Origin of the sequence: Haladaptatus sp. CMAA 1909 (genome assembly GCF_043952005.1) — an archaeon.
GTDB lineage: Archaea > Halobacteriota > Halobacteria > Halobacteriales > Haladaptataceae > Haladaptatus.
Genome location: NZ_JBIOAV010000001.1, coordinates 2341001 through 2359455, shown reverse-complemented (window position 1 = coordinate 2359455; position 18455 = coordinate 2341001). Strand labels below are relative to the sequence as shown.

Here is an 18455-nt window from a genome sequence, read left to right as displayed (position 1 = left end):
TCGCGTGCTAAACCCAACCGAACCATTTTTCCTCACGCGACAACCATTGCCGCGTAATTGTGACCGATTTATTGTCCATCTCGAATCTGAAAACGCAGTTCCACACGGAACGGGGGACTGTCGAGGCGGTGGACGACTTCGAACTGAACATACGCGAGGGCGAAACCATCGGCCTCGTCGGTGAATCCGGGTCCGGGAAAAGCGTCACCGCGCTCTCGGCGATGCAACTCATCGACGAACCGGGAGAAGTCGTCTCCGGCGACGTCCGTTTCGAACACGAGGAGGTCGCCGCCGAGTTCGCCGACAAGTATCCGAGCGGCGTCGGGGAGTACGTCTTCCCCGACGAGGGATACATCGACATCATGTCCGCGCCCGAATCCGTCATGCGTGACATCCGCGGCAGCGAGATGGGGATGATATTTCAGGACCCCATGACCTCGCTCAACCCCGCGCTGACCGTGGGCGAACAAGTCGCGGAGAGCCTCGAACTGCACCAGTACGGCGACAAGCGGAAGGATAGCTGGTGGAACGCGGTGCGCGAAATCGCTCCGAAAATCGGCGGCGGCGAAATCGACGGCGAACTCCTCGAAGACACCATCGACATCCTCGAAGAGGTCGGGATTCCGGAACCCGAATCCCGCGTCGAGGAATACCCGCACGAGTTCTCGGGCGGGATGCGTCAGCGCGTCCTCATCGCCATCGCGCTCGCCTGTAAACCGAAACTGCTCATCGCGGACGAACCGACGACGGCGCTCGACGTGACGATTCAGGCCCAAATCCTCGACCTCATCAACGACCTACAGGACGAGTTGGGAATGTCGGTCTTCATGATCACCCACGACCTCGGCGTCGTCGCCGAGACCTGCGACCGCGTCGCGGTGATGTACGCGGGCGACTTGGTGGAGGTCGGGCCGGTGGACGAAATCTTCCACAACCCGAGCCACCCCTACACCTACGCCCTCCTCGAATCCATCCCGCGCGAGGACAAAGAACGGTTGACCCCCATCGACGGAAACGTCCCCGACCTCATCGACATGCCCGAAGGATGCCACTTCGCCGACCGGTGTCCGTGGGCACAACCCGAGTGTACGCAGGGCGAAATTCCGAACCTGCAACACGGCTCGGAGGAGGTGGACCACCGCGCGAAATGCATCCTCGAATCGTTCGACGGTGCGGAGTACGTCGAGGAACGGGAGAGCGTGACGACGGGCGAACACGCCGTCGGCGACAGGCTCGTCACCGTGGACAGTCTGAAGAAACACTACTCGCGTGCGGACGACTTCCTCGACAAGTGGCTTTCGGACGGCGACGACAGCGTGAAAGCGGTCGACGGCATTTCGTTCGACATCTACGAGGGCGAGACGGTCGGACTGGTCGGCGAATCCGGGTGTGGGAAATCGACCGCCGGTCGCTCGCTCCTCCGCCTCGAAACGCTGACCGACGGGCGCGTCGTCTTCGCCGGAACGGACCTCGGCGGGTTGAACGACGACGAGATGCGCGAGGCAAGAAAGGACATGCAGATGATCTTCCAGGACCCGCTGTCCAGCCTCGACCCGCGAATGTCCATCGGGAAGATCATCGCCGAACCGCTCCAGATTCACGGCCTCGCGAAGGAGAACCGGTCGGAACGCGTGAACGAACTGATGGAGAACGTCGGCCTCGACCCCAGCCAGCGCGACCGGTATCCGCACGAAATTTCCGGCGGCCAACGCCAGCGCGTCGGCATCGCCCGCGCGCTCGCGGTGGACCCGGACTTCATCGTCGCCGACGAACCGGTGTCGGCGCTGGACGTGTCCGTACAGGCCCAGATCATCAACCTCCTCGAAGACCTGCAGGACGAGTTCGGCCTGACGTTCCTGTTCATCGCTCACGACCTCTCGGTCGTCCGGCACATCTCCGACCGCATCGCGGTGATGTATCTCGGCGAAATCGTGGAAGTCGCGGACACGGACGAACTGTTCGACGACCCGAAACACCCCTATACGCAGGCACTCCTCTCCGCGATTCCTGAACCCGACCCGCGGGCGGATACGGACGACCGGGTCATCCTCAAGGGAGACGTCCCGTCGCCCATCGACCCGCCGTCCGGGTGTCACTTCCGCACCCGGTGTCCGCAGATAATCCCGCCCGACGGGATGGACATCGACCAGCAGGCGTACCGCGAAGTGATGAACTACCGCGAGCGCGTCGAGAAGCGCGCCATCAACCTCGAATCGGTTCACGAACAGGCAGCGGAGGGAGGAGAATCGCTGCGCGCCGCGACGGACGGTGGTGAGAAATCGACGGACGCCCGGCCGTCGGCGGACGCGGACTCCCGCGTCTCGACCGACAGCAGGGAAGCGACCCGACAACCGGCGGAGAACTCGTTCCACGCCGCGCTCTGGGACAGACTGTTCGAGACGGAACCGACCGGCGAACCGCGGGAAATCGTCGCCCGGTCGTTCGACCACCTTTCGGACGGCGACTGGGAATCGGCCGAATCGCTCCTCGCGGACAACTTCACGAGCATCTGCGAACGGACGAGTCCGACCCTTCAGGACACGACGCATCCGTCGGCCTGCCACCTCTACGACCAACCGGAATAGGTCGTCTTTCCTCCCCCTTCACTCACCATCGTTGTACATCGACTTACCAGTCTGGTCATTGTCGGACGTTTTTAGTCCACGCGAAGTCTCTTCCCGCGGTCGAAAACGACCCAGATGGGAACCACTTCGAACCCATCTCGATCTCTATTTTGAATCTAGCTTCCCCGGCTAAAAAACAACGATTGGTTCACGAAGCTGCGGTTAATTCGCTAACTGTTGTGGAATCCATGTCAGATTTCGATTTCATCCTTTTTTCCACTCAAGTATTCGTTACTATTGGTCCGGTATGTTTATATAGAACATATGACCACAGTGGCGTATGGCGTCACGCGACAGGTTAACTGACAGACGTAGTTTCCTCAAAGCTGCTGGCGGCGCGGCCGCGGCAGCGACACTCGCGGGTTGTATCGGCGGCAGTACGGACGACCAAACCACCAGCTCCGGCGACGGCAACGGGGACGGAAGCGGCAATGGGAGCGGCGACGGGAGCGGCGGTTCGGGCAGCACCCTCACCTACGCCCGCGGCAGCAGTTCGGGGTCCCTCGACTTCCAGAACTCGACGAGCGGCGAAGTCGCGAAGGTCACGAACCAACTGTACGACACCCTCATCGCGTTCAAACCCGGCAAGACCTCCCTCACGGAAGGGCTCGCGACGAACTGGAACGTGGACGGCAAGACGGTCACGCTCGACCTCCGCAAGAACGTGAAATTCCACAACGGCGAGGATTTCACCGCGGACGACTTCGTGGCCACCTATCGCCGGTTCGTGGACGAGAGCTACAAACACTACCCCGGCAAGAAGTACGCCTCGTCCTACGGTCCGTACACGCTCGGTGTCATCAAGAACGTGGAAGCGGCGAGCGACCACGAACTGACAATCAATCTGGAGAAGAAGTACGCGCCCATCCTCCCGAACCTCGCGATGTTCGTCTCCGCGGTTCACTCGAAGAAAGCCATCGAGTCGAAGGGCAAGAAGCTCAAATCCGACCCCGTCGGAACCGGTCCGTTCAAGCTCAAGAACTGGGATACGAGCAACAACCGCGTCCGTCTCGAAAAGAACGCGGACTACTGGGGAGACGGTCCCTACGTCGACGAAGTCGTGTTCACCGTCGTCGGGAGCAACACGTCCCGCGCACAGACGCTCGACTCTGGCGACGCCGACATCATCGACGGCCTCGGCGCACAGTCCTCACAGCAGGTCGAGAAGTCGAGCAACGCGGAACTCGTCTCCGACGCCGGCATCAACATCGGCTATTTGGCGTTCAACATGGCGAAGGTCGAAGCCTTCCGCAAGAAGAAGGTCCGTCAGGCCATCAGCCACGCCATCAACACGAAGGCCATCGTCGACACCATCTTCAAGGGCATCGCGAAGCAGGCGAACCAGCCGATTCCGAGCAGCGTGATGGGGTACAACGACAGCCTCAGTCCGTACGAGTACAACCCGGAGAAGGCGAAGAAACTGCTCAAGCAAGCGGGCTACGGCGACGGTTTCTCCTTCGAGTTGGCGACGTTCAAGAATCCCCGCACCTACAACCCGAGTCCGATTCAGGCGGCCCAGACCGTCAAGTCCAACCTGAACCAGGTGGGCATCGACGTGACCATCAACCAGCAGGCGTTCGACCCGTTCCTCACCTACACGGAAACCGGGAAGCACGACGCGTGTTTCCTCGGATGGATGACGGACAACGCCGACCCGGACAACTTCCACTACGCGCTGCTCCACCCCGGCGTCTCTATCGACAAGGTTCCGGACGGACAGGACTGGGTCAGCTTCGACGCCGAGAACTTCAACACGCTCAACGTCGCCGGATGGGCGAACACCGACTTCATGAAGCTCGTCGAGGACGCGCAAGTGACCTACGACAACGCGGCGCGGAAGAAGAAGTACAAACAGGCCGGGAAGATAGCTCACGACGAAGCGCCGTGGGTGTTCATGGACCACGCTAAGGACCTCCGCGGCGTCCACAACAGCGTCAGCGGATTCAAACTCGCACCCATCAGCGGCCCGTACCTGCGCCTCGTCAAACTCAACTGAGACTACGGTAACGAGTCTTTTTTGACCCCCCGCTGTTTGAGATTGAAGTAGATGATATCCAAGCGGTTCGTTATCAAACGTCTGTTGCTACTTATTCCCGTGCTGCTCGGGGTGGCGACGTTCGTTTTCGCCATTCTCCAACTCTCGCCGGGCGACCCCGCACGCGCGGTCGCAGGGCAACGGGCCTCGGAAGCGTTCGTCCGTCAGGTCCGCCACGAAATAGGGTTGGACCAGCCTATTTGGGTCCAGTACGGACAGTTCCTCTGGGATACGGCGCATCTCGACCTCGGACAGTCCTACCAGATTCGAAAGAACGTTCCGGTCACGACCATCCTCCTGCACAGGCTTCCCGTCACCGTCGAGATGGCGCTGTACGGACAACTGTTCGGCATCCTGTTCGGTATTCCGCTCGGCGTGATTTCGGCCATCAAGCAGGATTCCGTGACGGACCACTTCACCCGAATCGGCGCGCTGACCGGCATCAGCATCCCGATTTACTGGAGCGGTCCGCTTCTCATCCTCCTCTTCGCCCAGATACTGCACGTCTTCCCGCCGAGCGGCCGTATCGCCTCGGAGTACAGCATCAACCTCGTCACCGGCCTCATCACGGTCGATACGCTGTTGAACGGAAACTTCGCGGCGTTCCAGTCGGCGGCCATGCACCTGATACTGCCCTCCCTCGTCATCGGGATTTACTCGATGGCGCTCATCTCGCGGATGATGCGCTCGTCCATGCTCGAAGTCGTGCGCCAGGACTACATCCGAACCGCCCGCGCGAAGGGTCAGGGAACGAAAATCACGATGCTGAAACACGGCTTCCGCAATGCGCTGATTCCGGTCGTGACGGTCATCGGCATCCAGTTCGGCACCCTGCTCGGCGGTGCGGTGCTGACGGAAACCGTCTTCGGTATTCCCGGTATCGGAACCATGCTGGTGAAAGCCATCGAAGCCGGTGACTTCCCGGTGGTGCAGGGCACCGTGTTGATGTTCGCGCTCCTGTTCACCCTCGTCAACCTGTTCGTCGACATCACCTACTCCTATCTCGACCCGAGGATCCAACAATGAGCACGCAAACGGAAAACAGTGAAACGGTCTCTCGCGGGTTCTTCGAACGCCTGCGGGCCTCGCCGTTCCTCTCCGAACTCCTGTCGAATCGGCTCGCAGTCACCGGTCTCACCATCATCCTCTTCATACTCGTGGTGGCGGTGTACGCGAGAGTGACCATCGACCTCGCGGCCATCAAGCAGTCACGGATCGGTATCCAACCGAGCCTCCACGCTCCGAGCGGAACCTATCCCTTCGGGACCAACCTGCAAGCACAGGACATCTTCCCGCGCGTCCTCTACGGCGCGTGGTACGCCATACTGTTCGGAACGGTGACGGTCGTCGCTTCGACGGTTCTCGGTGTCGGTCTCGGCGTCGTCGCGGCGTACTACAGCGACCTGACGGACAACGTCATCATGCGGACGATGGACATCCTGCTGGCGTTTCCGTCCCTGCTGCTGTCGCTCGCACTGGTCGCGGTGTTTCCCGATGAATGGGGATTGTGGCGTGCTGTCGCCGCGCTGACCCTCGTCTACACGCCGCGTTTCGCCCGCGTCGTGCGCGGGGCGGCGCTCAAGGTCCTCGAAGACGAGTACATCGACGCGACGGTGGCGTTGGGTGCGAAGAACCCGCGCGTGCTCGTTCGCCACGTCCTCCCGAACTGCCTCGCGCCGATTACGGTGCAGAGCACGCTCAACTTCGGCCTCGCCATCCTCGACCTCGCGGCGCTGTCGTTCCTCGGGTTCGGTGCCGACCCCGGAACGCCCTCGTGGGGGCTGATGCTCTCGAACGGCGTCAAACACGGCCTGTTCAGCGTTCCGAGCGCGTGGTGGTGGTCGTTCTTCCCCGGCCTGTTCCTCGCCGTAACGGTGTTGGGATTCAACCTCCTCGGCGACGGGATGCGTGACGCGCTCGACCCGCGGATGCGGGAAGCCGTGGACTGATGGATTTCGTCGGCTATCTGCGTCCCCGCGTTCTCCTCGTTTCCCGATTCGGTGCCATCGGGTTCGTGCTCGGTGGCATTGGAATCGCGCTCGTGGTCGTCACGGGCGAGACGGTTTCGTTCGCTAGCCGGAAAACCTTCGCGGTCGCCGCGCTGGCGTTCGGATTCGCCGTTCTCGGCTGGTCGGGGTCTGTGTTCGCGGGGAGCGCGGTGGAAAACGCACAGGAGTATCTCGACACGAACACGGGATGGACCGAGGCCGACTCCCGCGAGGCCATGACGGTCATCGGCGGTCTGGGCGCCGGTGCCATGCTCGGCGTGACCGTGATGACGCTCGTCTTACGTGCGGCATACTGAGCCGCAAATGTTTTACCATATATCATTCTTGTGGCTGGTATGGTCGTGCTCGAATCGCTACTTGCGGGCATTATATTCGCCGGTATCGGCATTATCGTGACAGCTAAGCCACGAGAAATGTTCGAAATCAGGCAATCGGTCGCCGTCGCCTCGCACGGCGAACTCGGCGGATTCGGCGTCGCTCGATATCAGACCTATGGACTGCTCTGTGTTCTCCTCGGATTGCTGCTCGCGCTCGTCCCGTTCTTCCTTTCCTGACACGAACAGCGCGAAGCGACCGGCACACCTGTATCAGAGCCGTGAGGAGAACCACTCCCCCGCGAGCGTCGCGACCGATTCCAGCGCTCCCGGTTCTTCGAACAGGTGTCCCGCACCCTCCACGACTTCGAGGCGTTTCTCACAGGACAATCGGTCGTAGGCCTCGCGGTTCAGTTCGAGTACGTCGGTGTCCAGACCGCCGACGATGAACAGCGTGGGTGCCGTCACGTCGTCCAGTGCGTCCGCGGCGAGGTCCACACGCCCGCCGCGCGAGACGGTTGCGCCGATTTCCGGGTGACGTGCCGCGCCGCGAAGCGCGGCGGCGGCCCCCGTACTCGACCCGAAGTAGCCGAGACGGTATCCCTCGGTTTCCGCGCGACGTTCCACCCATTCCGTTACCGCGACGAGACGATCGGTCAACAGTCCGATATCGAAGCGGTTCGCGTAAATCTCGTCCTCCGCCTCCGTGAGCAAGTCGAACAGGAGCGTCCCGAGGCCGAACTCGCGGAGTCGCTCGGCGACGAAGTTGTTTCGCGGACTCTTCCGACTGCTCCCGCTCCCGTGCGCGAACAGGACGATGCCGTCCCTGTCGGTCGGGAGGTGCAAGTTTCCCTCCAGTCGAACCGAATCGACCGGTATCTCCACCGCGTTTTCCCCCGGCATATCACGTCACCTATCGACATCGTCATGCCTAATCGTGATGGCTCCGATGCACTTCCCTCTACCCCGCCTCACTGCCGAAGCCGTCGTTCCGCCGTCTCCCGCTCTCCCGGCGTGTTGATATTGACGGACCACCCGTCCGCTCGCATCACCAGCATCCTGTTGTCGTCGACGAACCGCCGAATCGACTCCGCGAGTTCGTACTCGCCGCGCACCGACAGTTCCGTCTCCGCACACGCGTCGAACATCGCCGGACCGTAGACGGCGAACCCCGCCGCGATGAGACTCGGTTCCGGCGGGTCCTCGGGTTCCTTTTCGATTCCCAGCAGTTCCCCCTCGTCGGTGACATCGCAGATGGCCTTGACGCGTGCCTCTTCGGTCGAAACGCGTTCGACGTGCTGTACCGCGTCCACTCCGTCCTCCCGTTGGCGTTCGACTAACGGTTCGAGGTCAGACCGGATCACGCAGTCGCCGTCCACACACATGAAATCGCCGTCGACGTACGGTTCGGCTTGCAGAAGCGCGTGGGCCATTCCCAACTGCTCGTCCTGCCGAACGTACGTGATCGGCACGTCGGAAAACGACTTCCCGTATCGCTCCCGGATCTCGTCGCCCTCGTAGCCGACCACGACGATCAACTCCTCCGCGTCCAGTTCGACCACGGTTTCGAAACAGTGCGTGAGAATCGGTTTCCCGGCGACTTCGACCAACGCTTTGGGTTTCTCGTCGGTCAACGGCCGCAGTCGGGTTCCCTTCCCGGCGGCGAGGAGGACTGCTTGCATACTCCCGATTCTCCACACTGGTTGATATTTCTTGGGCTATGCGCGAACGTTTTCCCCGACGTTCTCGCCGAACTCGCCGTTTTCGAAGACGACGGTTCCGCGCACCATCGTCATCTCCGGGAACACGCCCGTCCATCCCTCGAACGGAGTCCAATCGCAGTTCGTGTGAAGGCCGTCCGCGCGAATCTCGCGGGTCGCGTCGGGGTCCACGAGAACGAGGTCCGCCATCCTGCCCTCCTCGATACGGCCCTTCCGCGGCAGGCCGAACACCGTCGCGGGGTTGTAGGCGGTGAGTTCGGCGACGCGCTCGTAGCTGAGGGTGCCCTTGCGGGCTTCCTCCAACAGGAGGGGAAGCATCGTTTCGACGCCCGGAACTCCGCTCGGAGCATCCCAGATGCTCGCGTCCTTCTCCTCGCTGGTGTGGGGTGCGTGGTCGGTTGCTATCATGTCGACCGTTCCGTCCGCGACGCGGGCGAAGACTTCCTCCCGGCGCTCTTCGCTCCGAAGCGGCGGGTTCATGCGGCCGTACGTCCCTAGTTCGTCGAGGTCGTCGCGCGAGAGGAACAGGTGATGGGGCGTCACTTCGCAGGTCGCACCCGCCTCGGCCGCCGTGTCGATTCCCTCCGGCGTACTGGTGTGTGCGATGTGTAGGTGCGCGCCGAGGTCGGTGCTGATTTCACAGGCCCGTTCGACGGCGTCCGCTTCGGCCTCCGCCGTGCGGTAGGCGCTCCACGCGTCCGCATCGTCACGCGACTTCGCGTCCGAATCGAACAGATCCGCGTTCTCCGCGTGCACAGTCACGACGAGATATTCGTCCGTGGCACGTTCGACCGCCGACCGGAACAGGTCCGCTTCAATCCCCATCTTCCCGGTCGAATCGGCCAAAAACACCTCGCCGAGCGCGAGAATCGGCTTTTCGAACAGTTCGTCGGGGTCCCAGTCGGGCGTGACGCCGCCGTTGATGCCGTAATCCACGTACGATTCCGCGGCGAGTTCGGCTTTGACGTCGAACGACGCGGCGTCGATGATCGGCGGATTGGTGTTGGGTTGGTCGACGACGGTCGTCACGCCGCCCGCGGCGGCGCTCTTGCTTCCCGTCTCCCACGTCTCCTTGTGCGAAAAGCCGGGCTGACGGAAGTGAACGTGCGCGTCGATTGCACCGGGCAACAGCAGTTTTCCCGTCGCGTCGATGACCTCGCCGGACTCCGTCAGGGAAGAGCCGATGGCAGAGATCCGTCCCGCGTCGGTTTCGATACGAACATCGCGCTTGCTTCCGTCGGGAAGCGTCGCGTTCCGAATGGTGAGCATCTACTCGGCAGTGTTCCGGGAATCGTCCTAAACCTCCCGGTCGCGGACGTGTTCGACCGTCACGTCCGCGTCGCCGACCAACATCCCTTCGATGGTTTCGGCGACCAGTTTCGGGTCGCTGTCGCCGCCGACTTTCGCGATGCTCCCCACGGAATTCGGGTTGAACGGCACGTCGAGGGCGGCGTAAATGGGGTCGAGAACCCCCGATATAACTTCGTGGTCATCGACGATGACGACGCCGGAGACGAGCGCCGCGCCTGTGCGAACCCGCTGTGCGATTCCCGCGACCTTTCCCTTCCATTGGAGCGAGTAATCGCCCGGACAGAACGACCCTTCGGGTTCGCCGCGCTGGGCCGGAACCCCGAGTCGCCAGAACGCACGTTGGAGCGCCTCGGACGTCTCGGCGTAGCGTTCTTCCATCCCGGTTCGCATGTCCGAGAGTGGAACCGTTTTGGCGAACGCCATCGTGCTTCCGGTGTACGCGACGGCACGGCCGCCGACGCTCCGTTCGAGCGGTTCGAAATCGCACGCCCGAGCGACCGATTTCGCCACGTTGTACTTCTCGGCGCGGGCGTCCCGCCGTCCGAACGCTATCTGCCGATGTGGCGCCCAGACGCGAACCGAAGGTTCACCCGCGTCCGCCGTTTCCGTGAGCATCGTGGCGGTGACCTGTCGGTCCTCGTCACGGGTCTCCGCCCGACCACGAAGCACGCGCATAGCGTTCCATTGGACCCGATGTATGTAAACGCTCCCGGTCGAAACTCATCCCATGGTCGGGCTTTCCCCGGAAGTGCTGTCTCGCTATCCCCGCTTTTCGGTTTACAACTCGCCGTACGTCGCCCACGACGACGGTAGTGCCATCGACCTCTATCCCGACAGCGGGGAGCCACGGACGCCGCTCGCGCCGAGCCCCGTCGCCGGAGAGGTGGTCGAAACCAGGTCGGTGACGGCCCCATCGAAACCGTACGCCGTGGCCCACGACCACCTCATCGTGGTCGATACCGGTGACTACCTCGCTCGGATGTTGCACGTCGCTCCGTCTGTGGAACCGGGAGATACGGTAGCCGTCGGCGATTCGCTGGGTGAACTGATTCGCTCCGGTTTCTTCGCTCCGTGGGTCGCAAACCACATCCACCTCGGTTTCCGGGAACGCGGGACGAACCCCGTTCGCGCCTCGGGGTCGCTTCCGCTCGACGTTCCAGTGGAAATCGAACCCCTCGCGTGGGACGGGACGGGTCGCGTCGTCGAGACGGGCGAGACGTTCGTGGTTCTCGATTCGCCGACCCATCCCGCTCCCGGCGAGCGGTTCGCTGGAATCGAGGCCGTACTCGGAGGGGATGGGACCCGCGTGGTGATTGACGGCGGACTACCGCATTACGAGGGAGGGGGTGCACTCCGCGCACTGGAAGGTCAAGCGGCAACGACACGAGACGGCGGCGTACTCCGTACGCCGAACTCACGAGCGGTCTCACCGCGAGACAGTGAATCCGCTCCCGTTTCACTCCTCGGCACGCGTATTGGGTGGGCGGACGGCCGCACCGTCACGTGGGACGACGTGGAAATCCGTGCGAACGGGGAGTCGATTACCGGCCTCTCGCTGTTCGTGTCGGTGGAGCAGTTCGGCGCGAAACTGGTCCGTCCGGGCCACGACTTTTCGGTCGGCGACTCGATTTCGGTGGAGATTCGCTGAACCCTGGTTTGGCTTACTCCGCGCGATTTCGATGCTCGTCTTTCAGTCTCTGGTATCGCTCATCGTCGCGAATCTGGTCCCATCTTCGTTTAAAAACCTTCGCAACCTCGCGTTTTTCCGGGTCGGCCCACCGTTGCGGCTCGCGCTCCTCGCCGTCGTCATCGTACTTCTTCCCGCCGGGATACTTCGCATAGCGCATCGCCCGAGTGAAACCCATTTGACAGTACTTTCGCGCCATGTCCATCCCCACGAAATCCTCCTCTTCGCGGTACATTTCGTACGCCTCGAACAGCGTTTCGGCGGATTCGCGGGCCGACTCACGGTCCGCGTAGGACCAGTGTGGCAACAGTTCGGATTTGTACGGTTCGACTTTGAACACGCCCTTCTCTCCCGTCGATTCGTAGTTCTCGACGTACTCCTCGGGATGGTCGCGGTAGTTCACCTCGTCTTCGGGGCCGTCGGTCATCGCTCGAACTCGACGTCGTCCAGTTCGACGCCCTCGCCGAACAACCACGCCGCGTGTTCGACGGCGTAGTCGCGGTGGTCCTCCTCGATGTAACCGACGGCGTCCTCCAGGATGAGCGGTCTGAAGTCACGCAGCCCGGCGCTTCCGGCGGTGTGGAGGACACAGACGTTCGCCAGCGTTCCGCAGAGGAGCAGGTTGTGAATCCCGTGGGCGTTCAGGAATCCTTCGAGGTCCGTCTGATAGAAGGCGTCGTAGGTGTACTTCGTGACGACGTGGTCCTCCTCGCGGACATCGAAATCGTTCACGATGTCCGCCTCCCACGACCCCTCCACGACGTGTTCGCCCCAGCGCTCGAACTCGTCGTAGTAGTGGTTACCCTCGAACTGTTCCGGCGTGTGTACGTCGCGGGTAAAGACGATCGACGCGTCGGCCTCTCGGGCGCGCCCGAGAAAGTCCCGAATCGGGTCGATGACCGTTTCGCTGGCCGGTGCGTACAGGCTTCCGTCGGGGTGACAGAACCCGTTTTGCATATCGACGACGACGACGGCCGTCGAGTCGGAATCGAGGTTCATACTCGGGGATACGGTCGGTTTTCACGAAACGGTTTCGTCCGTTCGAAGGCGACTTTCGTTTCGCTCTCTTTTCAAGACCTTTTTTACATCAGGGTTCTAGCTTGCACCCACGAGAATGCGAACGATTACCGTAGTTGCCCTCGCCCTCATGCTCGTCCTCGCCGGCTGTTCGCAGGCCCCGGGAACGAAAACGAGTACGACGACGAGCGGCCCAAACGTGACGCAAACGACGGAGAATCCCAGTACCGAGGTGTCCGGGCCGGACACGAACGAGGCCATCCATCCGGCGGACCCCTCCTCGGACGTTCTCGGCTGGGAGAACGGTTATTGGTACAACGAAACCCTGTCGATAGACCAGAGTGACGGGCTGAACAAGTCCGAAATCGGTGCCATCGTCAACCGCTCGATGGCTCGCGACGAACGGATTCGGGAGCTGGAGTTCAAAAAGAACGTTCCGGTCAAAATCGTCTCCCGGAAGCAGTTCCAAAAGGACCAGAACAGCAACAACGTCTCCGGGAACCGACGGCTGTTCGACAACGCGAAGTACGAGTCGCTGTTCATGATCGGCGAATCGACCGACTCGATCGCCGTGCAGAACACGAACTCCGGGTCGTCCATCGGCGGATTCTACAGTCCATCGAAGGAGTCCATCGTGCTGGTCTCGAACAACAACGAGAACTTGCACGTGAGCGAGAGTACGCTCGCACACGAACTCATGCACGCGCTACAGGACCAGCACTTCGACCTCACGTCGTTCAACCAATCCACCCGCGAGCGACACAACGCCATCGACGGCCTCCTCGAAGGCGAGGCGAACAACATCGAAGCCCTCTACAGCAACCGGTGTCGGAACGCGTGGAAAGGGACGTGCCTCTCCGATACCACGGGAAGCGGCGACGGCGGCGACGGACTCGCCAACATCGGGCCGTATCTCATCAAATATCAGCCGTACAGCGACGGTCCGGCCTTCGTCCGCCACATCCGTGAGCGGTCCGGTTGGGAGGGCGTCAACGACGTCTACTCGAACCCCCCCGCCAGTACCGAACAGATAATCCACCCGAACAAGTATCCGAACGACGAACCGACGGCGATTTCGGTGCAGGATTCGACGAGCAACGGTTGGACCCGACTGCAACCCGAGGGACGACCGAACTACGGCGAAGTCGGCGAAGCAGGTCTCTTTGCCATGTTCATGTATCCCTACTACGAGAGCCAGGGGAGTACGCAGATAATCCCTGCAAACGACTTCTTCAACCGGAACTCGGAGGGGAACCTCCGGAAGGTCGACCCGCTCAACTACCGGAGCAAACCCACGAACGGGTGGGACGGCGACAGAATCGTCGTGTACACGAACGACGGGCCGAAAAACGAGACCGGCTACGTCTTCAAGACGAAGTGGGACTCGAAGAAGGACGCCACGGAGTTCGTGGACGCCTACGAGAAACTGCTCAACTATCACAACGCGAAATCGGTGGACGACAAGGAGAACACGTGGACGGTGCCGGACAGCACCGGATTCGGCGACGCCTTCTCGGTTCGCCAAAACGGTAACACCGTCACCATCGTGAACGCGCCGACGGTTTCCGACCTCTCCAACGTTCACGGTTCCGCCGCGTCGTAATCCGCGCGCTCTCCCTGCTCCCTCTTTGCCGTAATCCCGTGTGGTAACGCTCTCGTTTTCCGCTTCTCGACACCGACGAATCCGGTTCTTTTTCTCCCTCGCCGGGAATACCCCGGATATGCAAGACAGGTGGTTCGCGTGAGCGACCGATTCGACGTGGTTCCCGAGGAGTCGATTCGAGACGGAACCGCGACGGACGCCTACTTCCTTCGCACCGAAACGACGCTCGAAGCCGCCGGGAAGAATCCCCACGTCGTCGCCGAAGTGACGGCGGACCAGTTTCCGACCGGCGAGTTCGAACTCCTCTCCGGCGTGAAGGACGCCGCACGTCTCCTCGAAGGACTCCCCATCGACGTGGACGCCATGGCCGAGGGACGACTGTTCGATGGCGGCCCGGTCATGTCCATCGAGGGGAGCTATCTCGATTTCGCGCGATACGAAACGTCGCTGTTGGGCTTTCTCTCGCACGCGTCGGGAATGGCGACGAACGCGCTCGACGCGCGACTCGCGGCCCCCGACTCCGTCCTCCTCAGCTTCGGTGCGCGTCACGTTCACCCGTCCATCGCCGCCGTCGTCGAGCGCTCGGCTCTCATTGCGGGGTTCGACGGTTTTTCACACGTCGCCGCGGGCGAGGTACTCGGACGGGAACCCGGCGGAACCATGCCCCACGCCCTGCTGCTCTGTTTCGGCGCGGGCGATCAGGAAGCGGCGTGGCAAGCGTTCGACGCGGCCGTCGGCGAGGAGGTCCCGCGGGTCGCGCTCTGTGACACCTTCTCCGACGAGAAGGACGAGGTGCTCCGCGCGGCGAACGCGCTCGGTGACGATTTGGACAGCGTCCGTATCGACACCACCGGATCGCGGCGCGGTGACTTCGAACACATCCTTCGGGAACTCCGCTGGGAACTCGATTCACACGGCTACGAGGACGTGGACATCTTCGCGAGCGGCGGCCTCGGCCCGGACGAACTCCGCGACCTCTCCGGCATCGTGGACGGATTCGGCGTCGGAAGTCACATCAGCAACGCCGAGCCGGTCGATTTCGCGCTCGACATCGTGGAAGTCGACGGCGAACCGATTTCGAAGCGCGGCAAACTCTCGGGTCGAAAACAGGTGTATCGCACCGACGAGGGCGGCCATCACGTCGCTCTCGCGCGCCACGAGACGGCGGGCGAGCCGCTGCTTCAGCCGCTGATTCGGGGCGGTGAACCAGTGCGGGAGTTCGATATCGGCGCGGCTGCTCGTCGGGCTACTGAAGACGCGGCGGCAGTCGAATTCTGAGTTATATCCGCTCGATGCTTCCTTCCGGTTCTCGCTCCCGGAACACGGGACCATCGACGAGCGTTACCATCACATCGTCGTCCTCCCACGCGCCGTGGGGAAGTCCGGCCTTTCGACACGTTCGGTCGAGGTATTCGAACGTGCTCCAGTTGTGTTCGACGGGGAGCGTTGGGTACATCCATGCTCGGCTTCCGCGACCCTCGACGGCGACGCCGTGTCGGCCCAGTCGAATGTCGTTTGCCGGGTCGTTGCTCAACAGCGTGTCTTCGACGATGAAGACGGAGATGTTGAGGTTGGACAACTCGGCCGGTTCGATCTCCGACCCGCAGGAATCCTCGCTCGCGGCCGCGATGGCCGAATCGACGATTGCGTGCCCTAACTGTTCGCTCGTGTCGTAGGCACCTGCGCACCCGCGGAGACTTCCGCGGCCGCGGGTGGATTCGAGCCGGACGAAGACGCCGGTGCGTGCGTAGAACGCCTCTCGCATGCTTCCGGGCTGTTCTCGTTGTCCGTTGATAACGTAGGAATTTACTGCCTCGCGTGCGAGTTCGACTGCTCGCGTGCCATCCTCATAGGTGAGGGTTACTGCCTGTGCCTCAGACATACAGATAGCTTATGCACAGTAACATCTTCAACGCTTCCCTTCATCTTGGCTGGCTTTAAGCGGACGTGACTATCCGTATCGAACGGCTTAAACGCGTGCAACGGCTAGTTTTCCTCGGCAGAGGGAGCCCGGTTTCCGCGGTGCACGCGACGACCGTCGCGTGCGGACGGTACCGATTCGGTACCTACGTGAGGAAAGTCCCCCCACCAGCCGGGTAGGCAACCGGACGCAAGTCCGGAGTGGGAGACCACTGGCTCTGGAACAGAAACGAGACCGCTTCGCGCGACCGATGAGGTGTGCGAACCGACCCGAGAGGGGAGGGAGTTAACCCACCGAGGGAAGCGTGGTGGCACTGTCAGCACGTCGACCGCGAAGAATGGGTGGAACGGTGAATCCTTGCCGGTGCAAGTCCGTGCCATATTGGTAGCCCGGTCACGTATCGGGAATCCCGATACGCCTCCGGACCACGTCCGGAGATGGTTCGGACGCTAAGCCGAATACTGGGCCGAACAGAAGGGGGCTTACTCCCCTCAGCCGTCATTCATATTCCGAACGCGACTGCCAGTAATGCGACCCCAGCGAGTATTTCTATTGCCACGACCGCCAAGGCGGCGCTTGCTTTGATGTACGTCATACTGCCCAGTTCGGGCAACGATAGCACACCCAATAAGTGAGAACGATGGTTATGCACAGTTTCCATATTCAACAGAAAATTAACGAATTGAACGGTTCAAAAGCGTCACCTGTCGGTTTGAAACGTCCGCCGGAACGAATGGGAACGTCTGACATCGTCGTTCAATCGGCCATTACCGCCCTCGGACTGGTAGAAAAAACCGCTCTTAGGTACAGTCTAATAATTTCCCAAACACATTACATTCATCAACTGTCGTTTCCGAAGGCGGAAGATTTGATAGCACGACGGACAAAAACGATAGCAATGAAGTGGCGCGCGTGCTTGCTCGTCGTCTGTCTCGTCCTGTCGGGGTGTGCCGGTACGCAGTTCGGCCGCGTGACGACACACACGGTGACGGAGGATCCTCCCACGGGTGAGTCGGAAACCGTGACTGGAACGGGAGCGGTCGCGGACCTCTCGAATCCGTGGGGCGGTTCGGTGACGGTCGCCATCAACGACAGTGCGAGCGGTTCGCGCGACTACACCGCGGACGTTCGGAAAGCGCTCGACTACTGGGAGCACAACAGCGAGCAGTACGCGGGCTACTCGATTCAGTACGATTTCGCCCCGAACGCCGAGAACCCGGACCTCGTCGTCAACTTCGTCGATTCCGTCGAGAGTTGCCCCCGCGTGAACCACGCCGTCGGGTGCGCACCGTACATCACCGACGCCGCACAGATTTCCCCGCCTATGGAAATCGACGTCGATGACTCGTTTTCGAACGAGTCGACCGTCCTCATCCTGAAACACGAACTCGGGCACACGCTCGGGTTGAACCACAGTTCCGCGCCGCAGTCCATCATGGCCGCCGAGGCCGCGCTCGCCGCCCGTCCCATGACGGACGCGACGAACCGCGACCTGCCGTGGGCCGACGCGTCGTTCACCGTCTACCTCGGCCAGACGGCGGACCGTCCGGCCGTGAAACGACAGGTCCGCCACGCGCTCGATTACTACGCCGACGGCGCGGCCGGAACCGTCCCTTCGAACGTCTCGTTCACGTTCACCGACGACCGGTCGGCGGCGGACATCCTGATTCAGTTCCCCGACACCCTCCCGTGCAGTCCGGGAACGACCGGTTCGTGCGGCGGCGTCCGCGGGACCGACCCGGACCGAGACGGCGCGCTGGAGGAGTACGACAGGTTGACTATCTCTATTTCGGGCGTCGATACGGACGCCGTCGGCTGGTACGTCGGCTACTGGTTGGGCTACGGATTCGGACTCGAAGAACCGGAACTCGCTCCCCCGTTCCGACACGCTTCCGAGCGAGAGAAACGAAGCGAGTGGTGGACGTAAATCGCTCGAAACCTACCCCTCGAACCCGTCTTCCCACCGGAAGGTGCGCGTTCCACCTTTTTACTCGTCGGGTCGGCTTCACCGACCACTCCTCGCAAAAATCTGGACCCAAAAACTCCCGCTCGCTCGTGCACTCGCTCGCGGTACTACCGCTCGAAACCTACCCCTCGAACCCGTCTTCCCACCGGAAGGTGCGCGTTCCACCTTTTTACTCGTCGGGTCGGCTTCACCGACCACTCCTCGCAAAAATCTGGACCCAAAAACTCCCGCTCGCTCGTGCACTCGC

General features: G+C 61.9%; 17 protein-coding genes and 1 other RNA gene. 11 read left to right on the top strand and 7 right to left on the bottom strand.

The genetic code is table 11. From position 1 onward, the window contains the following. The first annotated feature begins 59 nt into the window (after window positions 1–59). The 6 genes from ACGYLY_RS12905 (at window position 60) to ACGYLY_RS12880 (ending at window position 7222) form a co-directional block, all read left to right on the top strand. Window positions 60–2585, top strand: coding sequence for a dipeptide ABC transporter ATP-binding protein (locus ACGYLY_RS12905; RefSeq protein WP_395281216.1), 2526 nt, complete (start codon window positions 60–62; stop codon window positions 2583–2585). 319 nt (window positions 2586–2904) lie between these two features. Continuing rightward, window positions 2905–4620 (top strand): ABC transporter substrate-binding protein, encoded by a 1716-nt coding sequence (locus ACGYLY_RS12900; protein ID WP_395281217.1) that lies wholly within the window; start codon window positions 2905–2907, stop codon window positions 4618–4620. Between the two features lie 51 nt (window positions 4621–4671). Continuing rightward, the gene (locus ACGYLY_RS12895; protein WP_395281218.1) at window positions 4672–5685 is read left to right on the top strand and encodes an ABC transporter permease; all 1014 of its coding nucleotides are present in this window, start codon (window positions 4672–4674) and stop codon (window positions 5683–5685) included. Continuing rightward, the gene (locus ACGYLY_RS12890) at window positions 5682–6608 is read left to right on the top strand and encodes an ABC transporter permease (RefSeq protein ID WP_395281219.1); all 927 of its coding nucleotides are present in this window, start codon (window positions 5682–5684) and stop codon (window positions 6606–6608) included. Before ACGYLY_RS12895 ends, ACGYLY_RS12890 begins: the two co-directional genes overlap by 4 nt. Further along, a complete protein-coding gene (locus ACGYLY_RS12885; protein WP_395281221.1) occupies window positions 6608–6964 on the top strand; it encodes a hypothetical protein in 357 nt (118 codons plus the stop codon). The genes ACGYLY_RS12890 and ACGYLY_RS12885 overlap by 1 nt, the downstream gene beginning before the upstream one ends. A gap of 39 nt (window positions 6965–7003) precedes the next feature. After that, the gene (locus ACGYLY_RS12880; RefSeq protein WP_231184976.1) at window positions 7004–7222 is read left to right on the top strand and encodes a hypothetical protein; all 219 of its coding nucleotides are present in this window, start codon (window positions 7004–7006) and stop codon (window positions 7220–7222) included. A 33-nt stretch (window positions 7223–7255) separates the two neighbouring features. Here the strand turns inward: ACGYLY_RS12880 and ACGYLY_RS12875 are convergent, their stop codons facing one another. From ACGYLY_RS12875 to ACGYLY_RS12860, 4 genes are all read right to left on the bottom strand, one after another. After that, the gene (locus ACGYLY_RS12875; RefSeq protein ID WP_395281222.1) at window positions 7256–7885 is read right to left on the bottom strand and encodes a dienelactone hydrolase family protein; all 630 of its coding nucleotides are present in this window, start codon (window positions 7883–7885) and stop codon (window positions 7256–7258) included. Between the two features lie 68 nt (window positions 7886–7953). Then, window positions 7954–8664: an NDP-sugar synthase gene (locus ACGYLY_RS12870; protein WP_395281223.1), complete on the bottom strand. Its 711-nt coding sequence runs from the start codon at window positions 8662–8664 to the stop codon at window positions 7954–7956. 36 nt (window positions 8665–8700) lie between these two features. Beyond that, window positions 8701–9972, bottom strand: a complete 1272-nt coding sequence (locus tag ACGYLY_RS12865) for a dihydroorotase (RefSeq protein ID WP_395281224.1) — start codon at window positions 9970–9972, stop codon at window positions 8701–8703. A gap of 27 nt (window positions 9973–9999) precedes the next feature. Beyond that, window positions 10000–10689 (bottom strand): lipoyl protein ligase domain-containing protein, encoded by a 690-nt coding sequence (locus tag ACGYLY_RS12860; RefSeq protein ID WP_395281225.1) that lies wholly within the window; start codon window positions 10687–10689, stop codon window positions 10000–10002. 52 nt (window positions 10690–10741) lie between these two features. On the opposite strand from ACGYLY_RS12860, the gene ACGYLY_RS12855 reads away from it, so the two are divergent. Then, the gene (locus tag ACGYLY_RS12855; RefSeq protein WP_395281226.1) at window positions 10742–11662 is read left to right on the top strand and encodes a hypothetical protein; all 921 of its coding nucleotides are present in this window, start codon (window positions 10742–10744) and stop codon (window positions 11660–11662) included. A gap of 13 nt (window positions 11663–11675) precedes the next feature. Here the strand turns inward: ACGYLY_RS12855 and ACGYLY_RS12850 are convergent, their stop codons facing one another. Together ACGYLY_RS12850 and ACGYLY_RS12845 are read right to left on the bottom strand one after the other, a co-directional pair. Then, complete coding sequence (locus ACGYLY_RS12850) at window positions 11676–12128, bottom strand: DUF4385 domain-containing protein (RefSeq protein WP_395281227.1); 453 nt, start codon at window positions 12126–12128, stop codon at window positions 11676–11678. Continuing rightward, a complete protein-coding gene (locus tag ACGYLY_RS12845) occupies window positions 12125–12700 on the bottom strand; it encodes a cysteine hydrolase family protein (protein ID WP_395281228.1) in 576 nt (191 codons plus the stop codon). The genes ACGYLY_RS12850 and ACGYLY_RS12845 overlap by 4 nt, the downstream gene beginning before the upstream one ends. A gap of 115 nt (window positions 12701–12815) precedes the next feature. Here ACGYLY_RS12845 and ACGYLY_RS12840 point away from each other — a divergent pair, with 115 nt between their 5' ends. Both ACGYLY_RS12840 and ACGYLY_RS12835 read left to right on the top strand, forming a co-directional pair. Continuing rightward, window positions 12816–14321: an Hvo_1808 family surface protein gene (locus ACGYLY_RS12840; protein ID WP_395281229.1), complete on the top strand. Its 1506-nt coding sequence runs from the start codon at window positions 12816–12818 to the stop codon at window positions 14319–14321. Between the two features lie 138 nt (window positions 14322–14459). Further along, complete coding sequence (locus ACGYLY_RS12835; protein ID WP_395281231.1) at window positions 14460–15599, top strand: nicotinate phosphoribosyltransferase; 1140 nt, start codon at window positions 14460–14462, stop codon at window positions 15597–15599. 1 nt (window position 15600) lies between these two features. On the opposite strand, the gene ACGYLY_RS12830 is transcribed toward ACGYLY_RS12835, so the two are convergent. Continuing rightward, the gene (locus tag ACGYLY_RS12830) at window positions 15601–16203 is read right to left on the bottom strand and encodes a TIGR00296 family protein (RefSeq protein ID WP_231184967.1); all 603 of its coding nucleotides are present in this window, start codon (window positions 16201–16203) and stop codon (window positions 15601–15603) included. Between the two features lie 116 nt (window positions 16204–16319). On the opposite strand from ACGYLY_RS12830, the gene rnpB reads away from it, so the two are divergent. Both rnpB and ACGYLY_RS12820 read left to right on the top strand, forming a co-directional pair. Then, an RNA gene (rnpB, locus tag ACGYLY_RS12825) (RNase P RNA component) lies at window positions 16320–16739 on the top strand. Between the two features lie 401 nt (window positions 16740–17140). Then, the gene (locus ACGYLY_RS12820) at window positions 17141–18169 is read left to right on the top strand and encodes a matrixin family metalloprotease (RefSeq protein WP_395281232.1); all 1029 of its coding nucleotides are present in this window, start codon (window positions 17141–17143) and stop codon (window positions 18167–18169) included. Window positions 18170–18455 lie beyond the last annotated feature (286 nt).